Below are 13034 nucleotides of genomic sequence, written 5' to 3' on the forward strand. Positions count from 1 at the left end.
GTGGATGCACGGGAGGGGTCGGCATCGGGTGCGCGCGCCCGGTTCGACCGAGGTCCGCGTGCCGGTGCGGCGGTATCGGATGTGGTGGGCACACCCGCCGATGGACTGCTCGGTATGGTTCATCCGGTGTGCCCGGAGCCGATCGTGCGGGGCGGCGAATTCGCCCCACGCGCGCATCGGGTCTCTCGGCGCATATGCGGGTCTGTCGGGGACCGCATCGTTCGCCGAATACGGGGGAATGTCATGAATACGAAGAAGTACGGGGCGTCGCAGTGAGTGCCGAACTACATCTCGAGTTGCACCTGCGGGGCCGGGTCGTCTCCGCCGGATATCCGTTCGAGGACGGCGTGGTGACGGTCTCCGGAGAACGCATCACCGCCGTGCGCTCCTTCACCGATTGGAAGGCGCAGCGGCCCTACTCGCCCACGCCGCTGCCGGTCGGCACGCTGCTGCCCGGCCTGGTGGATATGCACAACCACGGCGGGGGAGGGCACGGATTCGACACCCTCGACGCCGAGGAGGCGACGGCGGCCGCCGAGTACCACCACGCGCTGGGCACCACCACGATTCTCGCGAGCATCGTCTCCGCGCCCGCCGACGAGATGGTGGAGCAGGTCGCCATGCTGCGCGAACTCGCCGCCGTCGGCATGATCGGCGGCATCCACGTCGAAGGGCCGTTCCTGGCGGACACCCGCTGCGGCGCACACGACCGGCGCCACCTGCTCGCACCCGATCCGCGACTCACCTCCCGGCTGCTCGACGCCGCGGGCGGACATCTGCGCGTCATGACACTCGCCCCCGAACTGCCCGGGTTCGACACGGTGGCCCGGATGCTCGCCGACCGCGGCGCGGTGGTGGCCCTCGGGCACAGCGAAGCCGACTTCGACGCCTTCTCGAAGGCCCTGCGCCCCAATGGGTTCGCCACCTCGGTTACCCATGTGGGCAATGGCATGCCGCCGATCCACCATCGCGCGTCCGGTGCGGGCGCCGCCGCGCTCACCGCCGCCTCTCGCGGGCAGATCGTCGTGGAGTTGATCGGCGACGGAGTCCATGTGGACGCCGGATTCGGCACCATGGTCTTCGCCGTCGCGGAGGATCAGATCGCGCTGGTCACCGATGCCATGCGGGCCGCCGGAATGCCCGACGGGCGCTACCGGCTCGGTGCGCGCGAGATGGAGGTCGGCGGCGGCGTGGCGCGGACCGAGGACGGCGCCATCGCGGGCGGCACCTCGCATCTGCTCCAGGGCGTCTCCTGGGCGGTGCGGGAATGCGGGGTATCGCTGGCCGAGGCGGTGCGGGCGGCGAGCCTCACTCCGGCGATCGCGCTGGGGCTGACCGAGGTCGGCGATCTGTGTCCCGGCCGGTACGCGGACGTTCTCGTGGTGGACGACGAACTGGGACTGCGGCGGGTGCTGCGACGGGGCCGCTGGCTGTCGTGATCCGCGCCGACCGGGGCGCACGCGCTGCCGCGGCCCCTATTCGAAGCAAGGGCTTGCATCGGCCCGCGAGACAGGCAGAGTAATCAGGGTGATCCTCACCGTGACCATGAACCCGGCCTACGACATGACCTATCGGGTCGAGCGTTTCGATCGTGGCCGGGCCCATCGGGTGCGATCGGTCGATCAGCGCATCGGGGGCCGCGGTATCAATGTCACCCGGGTGCTCAACCAGCTCGGCCGTTACGCACGGGCCACCGGATTCTCCGACCACTCCTTCGCGGCGGCGGCCGAACTGGAGATGCCGGTGGATTTCGTGCACGCGCTGCCCTGGGTGCGGCGCACGGTGGTGATCAGCGAATCCGATGACGGCACCGCCACCGCGCTGTGGGAGCCCGGGGCCCGCATCTCCGACGCGCACGCCGTGGAACAGCTGCGGGTGCGGGTGAGCGGGCTGCTCTCCGACAGCAGCGGCGTGGTGATCGCGGGATCGCTGCCCGGCGGGGTGGATGTGAGCGTTCCCGCGGAGCTGGCCCGGCTGGCCACCGACGCGGGCGTACCCGTGGTCTGTGATGTGGACGGGCCCGCACTGGAACTCGCGGCCGGGGTGCCCGGCGTCGTCCTCATGCCGAACACCGAAGAGCTGGAACGGCTCACGGGGATGCCGGCGACCACGCCCGCCGAGATCATGGCCGCCGTCGATCCGCTGGTCGCGCGGGGTGTCGGCGCGGTGATCGTCACGTGCGGCGGTGCGGGCATGGTCGCGGTCACCCCGGGCCGGGCCTGGTCGGCGGCATTGCCCGAACCGCTCGCGGGCAACCCCACCGGTGCGGGCGACGCCGCCGCGGCCGCCGTCATCGCGGGGCTGGCCCGCTCCCGCGAACCCGACTGGCCCGCCCTGCTCACCGATGCGGTGGCCACCTCGGCCGCCGCCGTCGTCATCCCGGTCGCCGGGGAGATCGACCGCGCGCTGCGCGACCGGCTCACGCCCACGGTCCGGGTCACCGAACTGGCAGCGGTCCGCGCCCCCTGACCACCCGCCCACCCCGGCGTCCCATCCCCGGCCCGCGTTGCCTTGTCGGGTGGGCCGCTGTCTGCGCTGGTGTTCCGTCGTAGCTTGCGTTGCCTTGTCGGGTGTGCCGGATTCGGCGCTCGCGGTGGTCGGACGCGCCTCGGTTCCCCTCGCCACCCTTGCCTGGAGGGTGACCTGTTCGGCTCCGGCGCGGTGCCGGGGAACCGGCCGGTCGGCGGGTTAGTCTGGCGCTCGGAGTCGCCGTGCCGGGCGGGCGGTTCGGCTCGCGGTTTCCCGGCATGGCAGGTCACCTGCGGCAGGGGAGGAGTCGATGTCCGAGCACTGGTTTCCGCCGGAGCCCACGGCGGCGACCGAATACGAGTACCGGATGCCGCGCTCGGTGCGGGCCGCGCAGGTGATCGTGCTGGGATTCGCGGCGGTCGGCATGGTGTGCACGGCCGCCTCCGGATGGCTGCTCGGCACCAAGGCGGCGGTGACGACCGCGCTGCCGTTCGTACCCGGATTCCTGCTGGGGCTGGTGGGCCTCACCTTCAACTCCGAGGGCCAGTCGGTGCGCATCGCCGCGATCCTGCTGGCGGTGCTCAATATGCTGTGGACGGTTCCGTCCATCACCGACGGCCGCCCGCCCGGCCCGCTCGGCATCGTCGCCTCACTCGCCGTGATCATGCTGCTCTTCCGTCGCGAGGCCCGCGACTGGTTCGAGCCGACGTGGTGAATCCGCACCCGTAACGCTCGCGCAATGTAGCCGCGCGCTACGCAATATCGGCGCAACCCCGGCCTCCTACCGTTGGCGCATGAGTTCGGCAGACAGCACGACCGTGGGGACCGGAATCCATATCGGTGGACTGAGCAAGAGCTTCCGGGCCGGGCGACGCACCGTGCACGCCCTCGACACGGTCGACCTGCATACCGGCCGGGGCGCGTTCCTGTCCCTGCTCGGCCCCTCCGGCTGCGGCAAGTCGACCATCCTGCGCATACTCGCGGGACTCGACGAGCCCAGCGCGGGCACCGCCCGGATCAACGGGCTCACCCCGGTCGAACTGCGCAGCCGCCACGAACTGGGGATCGCGTTCCAGGACGCGGCACTGCTGCCCTGGCGCAGCGTGGCGGCCAATATCGAACTGCCGCTCCAGGTCGCGGGTATCCCCCCGGACCCGCACCTCATCACCGACCTCATCGAACTGGTCGGCCTCCGAGGATTCGAGAAGGCCAAACCGGCGCAGCTGTCCGGCGGTATGCGGCAACGGGTTTCGATCGCCCGCGCCCTCGTCGTGAAACCCACCGTGCTGCTGCTCGACGAGCCCTTCGGCGCGCTCGACGATATGACCCGCCAGCGCCTCAACCTCGAACTGCTGCGTATCTGGACCGAGCAGCCCGCCACCACGCTGATGGTCACCCACGGCATCGGCGAGGCCGTCTTCCTCTCCGACCAGGTGGCGGTCATGAGCCCGCGCCCGGGACGCGTGGTGGAGGTCGTCGACATCGACCTGCCGCGTCCGCGCACACCCGAGATGATGCGCAGCCCCGAATTCCACAAACTGTGTGATTACCTGTCGGAATTGCTGTTCGGCGGCAGCGGGCACGGCGGGGTGGCGGAATGAACTGGGGCACAGCGAAGAAACTCGGCGGCGTCACGGGAATCGCCGCGCTGGTGGGCATCTGGTGGTTGGCCGCCGCAGCGGGTGTGGCGGGCGGCACCATTCCCAGCCCGTGGCAGGTGGCGCACACCATGTACACCGACGGCTGGGCGCTCTACGGACCCAATTTCCGCATCACCGCCTGGGGAGCGCTACAGGGCTTCCTGTGGGGCAATGTGCTGGCGATCATCCTGGCCGTGCTCGTCATTCTCGTCCCGCCCATCGAAATGCTCGCCACCCAGCTGGCCATCCTGAGCTACTGCACCCCGCTGCTGGCGCTCGGCCCGATCATCCTGGTGGTCTTCGGCGGGCGCACCCCGACCGTCTTCCTGGCCGCCATGTACTGCTTCTTCACCACCATGGTCGGCACCGTCGCCGGGCTGCGCTCCGCCGACGGCGCCAGCCTGGACCTGGTGCGCGCCTACGGCGGTGGCCGCTGGCAGCAGCTGCGCCGGGTACGCCTGGTCGCCGCCCTGCCGAACACCTTCGCGGCCCTGCGGATCGCCGCGCCGTCGGCCGTGCTGGGGGCCATCATCGGGGAGTACCTGGGCGGGGTGGACAGCGGCATCGGCGTCGCGCTGACCGCCGCGCAGAACGCCTACAACGTGCCGCGCACCTGGGGTATGGCCATCGCCGCCGCCGCACTGGCGGGCGTGGGATACGCGGTGGTGGCGCTGGTCGCACGCTTCGCCGTGCCGTGGACACGGGCGGAGGCGCGATGAGCACCGTGCCGGCGCGGGCGCGCGCGGACGCGCCCCGCACCCGCGCCGCCCTGCGGCAGGTGGTGGGATTCCTTGCGCCCCTGGTGGTCTCGCTGATCCTGCTGGTAGCGCTGTGGTACGCCTTCCTGGCGCTGTTCCCGCAGGTCGGGCTGGTGGGCAAGTCGCCGACCGAGGTGTGGACCTATCTGGTGAGCGGGCCGACCGCGCCGAGCGCCCGCGACGCCATTCTCGCGGATCTGCGTATCACGCTGCGGGACGCGGGAATCGGGTTCCTCGCCGGGCTCGGCTCGGCACTGGTGGTGGCGGCGCTGTTCGTCACCGTGCCCGCGGCGGCGCAGGCGTTCCTGCCGGTGGCCATGCTGCTGCGGTCGGTCCCGCTGGTGGCTCTCACACCGATCATCGTGCTGGTCTTCGGGCGCGGACTGCTGGGGGTGACCGTACTGGCCGCCATCGTCGTCTTCTTCCCGGCGCTGGTCATGATGATGACCGGGTTGCGTTCCGCGCCGCGCCAGGCCATGGAGCTGGTCGAGGCGTACGGCGGTTCCCGCTGGACGGCCCTGCGCACGGTGGCGATACCGGCGGCGCTGCCCTCGGTCTTCGCGGCCGCCCGGGTGGCGGTGCCGGGTGCGCTCATCGGTGCGCTGCTCGGCGAATGGCTGGGGAGCGGGACCGGGCTGGGCGCCAGCCTGATTCGCGCCATACCCACCTTCCAGTACAACCGGCTGTGGGCCTCCATCGTGGTGGTGACGCTGGTATCCGTCTTCGTCTACGCGGTGGTCGGCGTGCTGGAGAACCTCGTGCTGGCCCGTTTCGCTCCGGACGCCGGAGGCGATCGATACACGAGTTAACGCGGCGCACACATTCCGTGCCGCGACAGCAAAAAATCGGAAATCGAAGGCCCCTACATTTCGCGTATGACTCGCGTGACCCGGCCGGTTCCGGCCACCGCACTGCCCATGCTGAATCGCCGCTCGTTTCTGCGGTACAGCGCCCTCACCGGTGCCGCGCTGGGCGGTGCGGGGCTGCTCGCCGCCTGCGGTGACGACGCCGCCGGACCCGCCAACGGGACCACACCCGATGGATCGAAATACGGCACCGTCGCCATTCAGCTGTCCTGGATCAAGAACATCGAATTCGCCGGTGAATACTTCGCCGACTCGAAAGGGTATTTCCGGGAGGCGGGATTCGGCTCGGTGAATCTGGTGGCCGGTGGCGCGGCCAGCACCTCCGTGGAGGCGGGATTGGGCACCGGCAAGATCTGGCTCGGCATGTCCGCGCCGCAGACCACCGCGCCCGCCGTGCTGGAGGGTCTACCCGCCAAAATCGTCGGCGCGACGTATCAGAAGAACCCGTTCTGCATCGTGAGCGCGGCGGGCAGCCCCATCGCATCACCGCAGGACATGAGGGGCCGCCGGATCGGCGTGCAGGACACCAACCAGCTCATCTTCGCCGCGCTGCTGACGGCCAACGGAATGCGCCCCGACGACGTGACCATCGTGCCCGCGCAGTTCGATCCGACGCCGCTGGCCAACGGCGAGGTGGACGGCTGGGTCAGCTATGTGACCAATGAGCCGATCATTCTGGCGGCCAAGGGTTTCGCCAACACCAACTTCCTGTTCGCCGACTTCGGATTGCCGCTGGTCGCCGAAACGCTCACCGTGACTCAGGAAACCATCGACAACGAGCGCGAGAAGCTGAAGGCGTTCCTCGCCGCCGAGATCAAGGGTTGGCGCGACGCCGTCGCCGACCCGGCGGAAGGAGCCCGGCTCGCCGTCGAGGTCTACGGCAAGGACCTGCAACTCGACCTGGCGGAGCAGACCGAGGAGGCCATCGCCCAGAACGATCTGGTGGTGTCCGCCGACACCGCGGCCAACGGGCTGTTCACCATGACCGACGACCTGATCGAGCGGAATATCGCCGCGCTGGGCAAATCCGGTATCGATATCGAGGCGGATCGCCTGTTCGACATGTCGGTGCTGGCGGAGGTCTATGCGGAGCAGCCGGACCTCAAGTGAGGGAATGGCTCTCGGGTCCGCGTGCCCCGGCGCGCGCCTCGGCGGCGGTGGCGGAATGGATCGGGCCGGTGCGGACGGACAGGGGAGCCGCGGACGTTCCGTTGCGCGCGGCGAGGAGTTCGGCGGTGATGGCGAGGGCGGCTTCGGGCGCGGTGCGGCCGCCCAGGTCCAGGCCCGCGGGGGCGTGCAGGCGGGACAGCGTGGCGGCGTCGAAGCCGCCGGCCTGGAGCGCCTCCAGTCGGCGCGCGTGGACCTGGCGGGAACCCACGGCGGCCAGGTAGCCGAGTTCGGGTAGTCGCAGTGCCACGGTGAGCAGTGGGATCTCGAACTTGGCATCGTGGGAGAGCACGACTATCGCTGTGCTGCCGTCGATCTCGCCCGCCGCGGATTGGGCGTTGAGATAGCGGTGCGGCCAGTCGACGACCACCTCGCACTGCGGATACGCCTCGGGGCTGGCGAAGGTGGGGCGGGCGTCGCAGAGCGTCACGCGATAGCCCACGAGGCGCGCCTGCGTCGCCAGGGCGGCTGCGAAAGCGTTGGCCCCCACCAGGATCAGGCGCGGCGGCCGGGTGAAGGAGGAGACGAACACATCGGAATCGGGCAGGGAGACCAGTTCGGTGCCGTGCTTGCGGTCGGTCACCAGATGCTGGCCGATCACATCCGGGTCCGAATGCCACACCACCGTGAACACGGTGACCTGGCGCTGCGCCGCGATATCGGCGGCCACCGTCGGAAACTCGGGGAAGTGGGTGCGCGAGAACGGTTCCGCGAACACATCCATGGTGCCGCCGCAGTCCATGCCGGTGGCGGGGCCGAAACGGTGCATGGCCCGGCGTCCGGTCTGCGCAGCCTCCACGGCGGCCTGGTACACCTCGGCCTCGGCGCAGCCCGCCGACACCGATCCGAACGCCCGGCCCTGGGCGTCGACCATCATGGCCGAGCCGACCGGCAGCGGCGTCGATCCCACCGCGCGCACCAGGGTGGCCAGTCCGGCGGTGTGGCCGCTGTGCCACACGCGCAACAGATCGTCGACGATATCCCGCATCATTTGCTCCCACTCGGCGTGTGTGCGTGCCGGGGATAGTCGTGGTCCCACCCCGTCGCCACATCGCCACACGTGACGCACACCATATCGGCTCGTTCGCGTAAATAAGAGGCCGCGCCCGATTTTCCGGTCAACGCCACAGTCACGCCCGCCCAATGACCCCGACCGATCACCACGGGATGCCCCGGCCGGCCGTCGAACACCGCCCGCGCCAACCCGCTCCCGGCCCCCCGCGCGGCCGCGATCACCCGAGCCACCACCTCCGGCCCGACATCCGGCGTATCCACCGGCATGATCGCCACGAACTCGGGCAGGCCGCCGATTCGCCGGGCCTGCGCCCGCGCGCCGGCCGGATGTGCGACGACCGCGGCCAGGCCCGCCCGGAGTGAGGCGCTCATACCCGCCGCCCAATCGCTCGCCCACACCGGCTGGGCGGCGGCGGGGATGAGGATGCCGTGCGTTTGCGAGATCTGCCATCGCGGCAGGGACGAGTCATCGGGGTCGTCTAGGGCGCGGTGCGGCGGTCCGGTCGCGCCGAGGACGACGTAGACCCGCTCACAGCCGCCCGCGTGCAGGGCATGGACCGCGCCGCGCAGCCACGCACCGTCCTCGGCCAGCACTTTCGGCATGCCGTAGCGGGTACCGGCACCGGCTGCCAGCAGGATCCCGTCGCAGCGTCCGCGATTCATGCCGCCGACGGTAACGTGCGACGGGCGCGGCCGCCGCCCGACTGGCGACCGGGCGGCGCGTGGCCGATGCTGGAGGGCGATGACGGAGAACGCGATCGGCCTCGAGGAATTCGCCGCACTCGACGAGACAGCGGCCACGGAACTGTTGCTGACGGTGTGCGCGTCGCCCCGATGGGCCGCGCGGGTGGCGGAGGGCAGGCCGTTCGCCACCCTCGACGAGCTGCTGCGCGCCGCCGACGCCGCGCTGGCGGAACTGCCGGAGGACGAGATCGACCGGGCCCTCGCCGGGCACCCCCGCATCGGTGACCGCCCCGACAACGCCGCCTCGGCCCGCGAACAGGCGGGCATGGCCGGGGCCGACGACCGCGTCCGCGCCGCCATCGTCGCGGGCAACCGCGCCTACGAGGACAGGTTCGGGCACGTCTACCTGGTGCGCGCCAGTGGCCGCACCCCCGAGGAACTGCTGAACATCCTCACCGAGCGCCTGGCCAACGACCCGCCGACCGAACGCCGCATCGTGCGCGAACAACTCGCCGAGATCAATCGCCTCCGTCTGCGCCACCTGGTGGACACCGGCCGGCGGAACGCCGCCGCGGCGACGCTGAGCACCCATGTGCTGGACGCGGTGCGCGGCCGCCCCGCCACCGGGGTGCGGGTGACCCTGTTCGACGCCGCCGGAGCCGAATCGGCCGCCGACACCACCGACGCCGACGGCCGGATCACAGGACTCGGCGGCACGCTCGGCGCGGGCACCTACCGGCTGCGGTTCGAGACCGGCGAATACTTCGCCGCCCAGGCGGTGGACAGCTTCTACCCGGAGGTGACCATCACCTTCACCATTGCCGAGGAACGCCACTACCACGTGCCGATCCTGCTCTCGCCCTTCGCCTATTCGACCTACCGGGGCAGCTGAGGCGGCGGGCGACCGCGCGGTGGCGCATCGGCGACGCGGCTAGGCGTGGCTGTCGCAGTCGAGTCGGCGCATATCCGCCCGCACCTGCTCGGCCAGCGCCTTCACCCCCATGCTCTCGTACAGCGCCAGGGATCTGCGCAGGAATTCGCAGGCGCGGGGACGATGCCGCCGACCGGCGCCGGCCGCGATCCCGCCCAGGGCCCGCCAGGCGTCGGCCTCACCGTGCGGATCGCCGCTGCGCCGCGCCACATCCAGGGAATCCGAGTAGAAGCCCTGTGCCGCATCGAGATCCCCGAGATCGCGCTCGGTATGCCCCAGCCCGCGCAGGGCGTCCGCCACCAGCAGGGCATCGTCCAGTTCGCCGCCGATCTCGTGCGACTGCTCGAAATGCGCACGGGCGGTGGTGAAATCGCCCGCCATGCGAATCACATTGCCCAGTCCCCACAGCGTCCAGCCCCGGCTGTAGTCGTCGTCGATCTGCGCGGCGATGTCCAGGGCCGCCTCGTAGTAGTGCCGCGCCGCCGCCGGATCGCCGCCCATGCGTTCGATATGCCCGAGCCCACGCAGCGAATCGCCCTCGAACTCGAGGTTCTGCAACTGCCGCGCGATGCCGAGCGCGTCCGCGTAGGCGTGCCGCGCCCGGTCGTAATCCCCGATATGCCTGGTCACCTCGGCATAGCCCCACAGCCCCGATGCCATGCGCAGCGGGTCGTCGATGCGGGCGGCGATGGCGTGCGCCTCCTGGAAACACTTGGAGGCCGTCTCGTAGTCACAGGCCAGCCGGTGCACCGTGCCCAGCCCGTAGAGCACATCGCATTCCGCCGTGGCGTCCCTGTCGCCGCGGGCCACATCCAGCGCCCGCACGAACAGCCACCGCGCGTCCGACCAGTGCCCGAGCCCGGACAGATGCGAGGCCAGCAGGCGCGCCAGCTCCCCGGCCTCCGCCGTCGGACCGGCCACCCGGATGCAGCCGAGCAGCACCTCCTTCTCCCCGGTCAGCCACTCCCGGGCCCGGTCGACCGCATCGGAGGGGCCGGGGCCCGGCACATTCGGGAAGCTGCCCGCCAGGTCGAAGGGGCGGGGCGCGCCCACCCGCCGTGCAATGGTCAGGCAGTACCGCACCAGTCGCCCGATGGCGGCGGCGCGCTCACTCGGCAGATCCTCCTGATCGGCCTGCTTGCGCGCGAACAGCCGGGTCACGTCGTGGATCCGGTACCGCTGCCCGGAGGGGCCGTTCACCGCCGGATCCAACAGCCCGACCTCGAAGATGCGGCGTATCAACGCGTTCGCGGCCAGCGGCGGCATATCCGCCATGGGCGCCAGCGTCTCCGCGGTGATCTCCGAACCGGGGAACAGCCCGAGCAGCCGGACCGCGCGGCGCAGTTCCGGCTCCCACAGTCGCTGGTAGGACAATTCGAATGCGGCGGCGAGGGATTCGCCCTCGGCGGCGAAGAAGTCCAGGATGGGCGCGGCCGGTGATTCCTCCGACGGCGTCCCGATCGGCGCGTGCTGCACCCGGTCGGTCAACCGCTGGAAGTCCCGGTCGGCGGCGGCGAGCATCTCCGGTCCGTGATGGGCGATCTGCCCGGCGACCAGGCGGATCGCCAGGGGCAGCCGCCCGGCCGTCTCCAGAATGCGGCGCACCGCCCCCACGTCGTAGCCGGGCGGCAGATGGCTGAGCCGCACCAGCAGTTCCTCGGCCTCGGCGGTGCCCATGGCATCCAGTTGCAGCGGGGCCGCACCCGACAGTCCGGTCAGCTTGTGGCGACTGGTGATCAGTACGAAGCTGCCGGGGGCGTGCGGCAGCAGATCGCGAACCTGCTTGCTGTCCAACGCATTGTCGAAGACGATGAGCATGCGGCGGCCGCGCATCTCGGCCCGCCAGCGTTCGGCGCGGCGGGCCGCTTCGTTCTCGATGGTTTCGGGCGGGACCCCGAGCCGCAGCAGCAGCTGTTCGAGTACGCCCGCCGGTGTGCGGGGGGTGCGGCCGTCGGAGTGTCCGCGCAGATCCTCCCAGATCCAGCCGTCCGGGTAGCGATCCCGATACTCCTCGATCAGGTAGCGGGCCAGGGCCGTCTTGCCCACCCCGGCCAGGCCGCTCACCACGTGCACCCCCGGTCCGCGCCCGCCCGCGTGCTCGCGCACCCGTCGGTGCAGTTCCGCGCGCTGATCGTGACGGCCGATGAAAGGCACTATGTCCGTGGGCAATCCGTGGTCGTCCAGGACCGGCGGCGCGGTGCAGCGCCGGGCCACCGCATCCCGGTAGCCGGTGATGTCACGCCCCGGCATCTTCGCCAGATCCGCCACATCCACCAGCTGCTCCCAGCTGGTCCGGTAGACGGTGGCCAGCACCTTCAGGGTGGCCACCGTGGGTCGCGGCCGTTCGCGCCCGTTCCCGCGGCTCCTGGGCCAGGACTCGAATTCCGAGATGCGGGCGGCGGTCATCGCCGCCCGGTCGTCCCCGGTGCTCCGGTTGTATTCGCGCGCGGCGGCTTCCAGGGTGTACCCGTTGGCCAGCCGCCACGCCTTGCGCGGGCGGCAGCCGTTGCGCTGCAATTCCGCCGCGAGCGGTTCCACCACCTGGTGTTCGGCCAGGCCGGTACCGAGTAGAATGCCGCGCAGGCGCTTTCGTGTTTCCGCCCCGTAGTCGTCGGAATCACCGTTTCGTGACACGGTGTGCCTCCCCGAGCGGCCGCCGTACGAGAAGTGCGGTCGACCATTGTGAATATTTCCTTGGTACCGCTGAAATTTCACCTGGTCAAGGGCCTGTCCACCGCCAAGAAATCCGGCCGATCGCTGAGATTCACCATGCGGTTCCCGCTCGCGACCATTGAGCCATCACCGGATCCGGACCCCGAGCGGGACGGGTCGAGCGAGAAGGGATGGGTCGATGGCGATTACCGCTTCGGATTGGCTGATCACCAGCGATGTGGCACACGAGGTCGCCTTCCGGGTCGACGTGCCGGAACCGCAGCGCGGCCGGTGGGTGCTGTCCTACCTGCCGACCTCGCGGCGGCTGACCCGGGAACAGGCCATCGCCGGTGTGGTGCTGGCCGAGATGATCCTCATGGGTCTGCTGCGCCCCGGCGGCGAATTCGACGCCGAGATAGCGGCGCTGCACGCCGGAATGCTGGGCCTCACCGTCACCGATGTGATGTGCCTGCTGGCCTTGCGCGTCGGCGACGGCGAACCGAAACCCCTGCGGCCCGGTGCGGCCTGCCCCGGTGGGCGCGCCGCGACGGCACCCGATCGGATCTGCCGCCACGGCCGCGCGCGCGAGGAGGTCAGCCGGTGATGCTGCTGGGATTCGGGCCGATGCTGTTCCCGCTGCCGCGCACCAACGCGGCCTGGTTCACCGGATTGTTCGTCGCGGTGGTGGGCTTCGCGGTCCTGGTACTGCTGGTGGTCGTCGGCAACTGCGGTGCCGCCGGTACCGGACCGCTCCCCGACACCTCGGGCAGCCCGCCGGTGACGGCCGACTGCTATCCGTTCTGTCCGGCGACGACCGGCGCGGTCCCGCCGGGTTGAGGCTCGGCGCGTGTCA

13 protein-coding genes and 1 pseudogene are annotated in these 13034 nt (G+C 70.8%); 11 read left to right on the forward strand and 3 right to left on the reverse strand.

Features of this window, described 5'->3' with window-relative positions; translation table 11 throughout:
- Positions 1-272: 272 nt before the first annotated feature.
- The 7 genes from FOH10_RS33965 to FOH10_RS33995 all read left to right on the forward strand — a co-directional run bounded on the left by FOH10_RS33965 (position 273) and on the right by FOH10_RS33995 (position 6843).
- Positions 273-1439 carry an N-acetylglucosamine-6-phosphate deacetylase gene (locus FOH10_RS33965; protein ID WP_244961487.1) on the forward strand — a complete coding sequence of 389 codons (1167 nt, stop codon included), beginning with the start codon at positions 273-275 and terminating at the stop codon, positions 1437-1439.
- 88 nt (positions 1440-1527) lie between these two features.
- A complete protein-coding gene (locus FOH10_RS33970; RefSeq protein WP_244961488.1) occupies positions 1528-2469 on the forward strand; it encodes a hexose kinase in 942 nt (313 codons plus the stop codon).
- A gap of 310 nt (positions 2470-2779) precedes the next feature.
- On the forward strand, positions 2780-3184 hold the full coding sequence (locus FOH10_RS33975) for a hypothetical protein (protein ID WP_143983684.1): 405 nt from the start codon (positions 2780-2782) through the stop codon (positions 3182-3184).
- 79 nt (positions 3185-3263) lie between these two features.
- Positions 3264-4070, forward strand: coding sequence for an ABC transporter ATP-binding protein (locus tag FOH10_RS33980; RefSeq protein WP_143983685.1), 807 nt, complete (start codon positions 3264-3266; stop codon positions 4068-4070).
- Positions 4067-4828: an ABC transporter permease gene (locus FOH10_RS33985; protein WP_143983686.1), complete on the forward strand. Its 762-nt coding sequence runs from the start codon at positions 4067-4069 to the stop codon at positions 4826-4828. Before FOH10_RS33980 ends, FOH10_RS33985 begins: the two co-directional genes overlap by 4 nt.
- A complete protein-coding gene (locus FOH10_RS33990) occupies positions 4825-5676 on the forward strand; it encodes an ABC transporter permease (protein WP_143983687.1) in 852 nt (283 codons plus the stop codon). The genes FOH10_RS33985 and FOH10_RS33990 overlap by 4 nt, the downstream gene beginning before the upstream one ends.
- 66 nt (positions 5677-5742) lie before the next feature.
- Positions 5743-6843 (forward strand): ABC transporter substrate-binding protein, encoded by a 1101-nt coding sequence (locus FOH10_RS33995; protein WP_425326121.1) that lies wholly within the window; start codon positions 5743-5745, stop codon positions 6841-6843.
- On the opposite strand, the gene FOH10_RS34000 is transcribed toward FOH10_RS33995, so the two are convergent.
- Together FOH10_RS34000 and FOH10_RS34005 are read right to left on the reverse strand one after the other, a co-directional pair.
- The gene (locus FOH10_RS34000) at positions 6836-7891 is read right to left on the reverse strand and encodes an XdhC family protein (RefSeq protein ID WP_425326122.1); all 1056 of its coding nucleotides are present in this window, start codon (positions 7889-7891) and stop codon (positions 6836-6838) included. The two genes, FOH10_RS33995 and FOH10_RS34000, sit on opposite strands and share 8 nt — an antisense overlap.
- Complete coding sequence (locus FOH10_RS34005; RefSeq protein ID WP_143983688.1) at positions 7888-8577, reverse strand: nucleotidyltransferase family protein; 690 nt, start codon at positions 8575-8577, stop codon at positions 7888-7890. The genes FOH10_RS34000 and FOH10_RS34005 overlap by 4 nt, the downstream gene beginning before the upstream one ends.
- Positions 8578-8656: 79 nt before the next feature.
- Between FOH10_RS34005 and uraD the strand changes: the two are divergent.
- Together uraD and uraH are read left to right on the forward strand one after the other, a co-directional pair.
- Positions 8657-9145, forward strand: a pseudogene (gene uraD / locus FOH10_RS35325) (2-oxo-4-hydroxy-4-carboxy-5-ureidoimidazoline decarboxylase); the annotation flags it as partial.
- Entirely contained in the window at positions 9143-9490 is a 348-nt protein-coding gene (gene uraH, locus FOH10_RS35330; protein ID WP_221938078.1) for a hydroxyisourate hydrolase, read from the forward strand. The pseudogene uraD and the gene uraH, both read left to right, overlap by 3 nt.
- A 39-nt stretch (positions 9491-9529) precedes the next feature.
- Here the strand turns inward: uraH and FOH10_RS34015 are convergent, their stop codons facing one another.
- On the reverse strand, positions 9530-12163 hold the full coding sequence (locus tag FOH10_RS34015; RefSeq protein WP_143983690.1) for a tetratricopeptide repeat protein: 2634 nt from the start codon (positions 12161-12163) through the stop codon (positions 9530-9532).
- 217 nt (positions 12164-12380) lie between these two features.
- Here FOH10_RS34015 and FOH10_RS34020 point away from each other — a divergent pair, with 217 nt between their 5' ends.
- Both FOH10_RS34020 and FOH10_RS34025 read left to right on the forward strand, forming a co-directional pair.
- A complete protein-coding gene (locus tag FOH10_RS34020) occupies positions 12381-12785 on the forward strand; it encodes a hypothetical protein (protein ID WP_143983691.1) in 405 nt (134 codons plus the stop codon).
- The gene (locus FOH10_RS34025; protein WP_143983692.1) at positions 12785-13018 is read left to right on the forward strand and encodes a hypothetical protein; all 234 of its coding nucleotides are present in this window, start codon (positions 12785-12787) and stop codon (positions 13016-13018) included. Before FOH10_RS34020 ends, FOH10_RS34025 begins: the two co-directional genes overlap by 1 nt.
- Positions 13019-13034: the final 16 nt, after the last annotated feature.

This window comes from Nocardia otitidiscaviarum, from assembly GCF_007362295.1.
Classification (GTDB): domain Bacteria; phylum Actinomycetota; class Actinomycetes; order Mycobacteriales; family Mycobacteriaceae; genus Nocardia; species Nocardia otitidiscaviarum.

What these genes read in the sequence shown, in the direction of transcription:
- FOH10_RS33990 (WP_143983687.1), top strand. Translation starts at nt 4,825, where the DNA reads ATGAGCACCGTGCCGGCGCGGGCGCGCGCGGACGCGCCCCGCACCCGC.
- FOH10_RS34025 (WP_143983692.1), top strand. Translation starts at nt 12,785, where the DNA reads ATGCTGCTGGGATTCGGGCCGATGCTGTTCCCGCTGCCGCGCACCAAC.
- FOH10_RS34005 (WP_143983688.1), bottom strand. Translation starts at nt 8,577, where the DNA reads ATGAATCGCGGACGCTGCGACGGGATCCTGCTGGCAGCCGGTGCCGGT.
- FOH10_RS34000 (WP_425326122.1), bottom strand. Translation starts at nt 7,891, where the DNA reads ATGATGCGGGATATCGTCGACGATCTGTTGCGCGTGTGGCACAGCGGC.
- FOH10_RS33985 (WP_143983686.1), top strand. Translation starts at nt 4,067, where the DNA reads ATGAACTGGGGCACAGCGAAGAAACTCGGCGGCGTCACGGGAATCGCC.
- FOH10_RS33980 (WP_143983685.1), top strand. Translation starts at nt 3,264, where the DNA reads ATGAGTTCGGCAGACAGCACGACCGTGGGGACCGGAATCCATATCGGT.
- FOH10_RS33995 (WP_425326121.1), top strand. Translation starts at nt 5,743, where the DNA reads ATGACTCGCGTGACCCGGCCGGTTCCGGCCACCGCACTGCCCATGCTG.
- FOH10_RS33975 (WP_143983684.1), top strand. Translation starts at nt 2,780, where the DNA reads ATGTCCGAGCACTGGTTTCCGCCGGAGCCCACGGCGGCGACCGAATAC.
- FOH10_RS34020 (WP_143983691.1), top strand. Translation starts at nt 12,381, where the DNA reads ATGGCGATTACCGCTTCGGATTGGCTGATCACCAGCGATGTGGCACAC.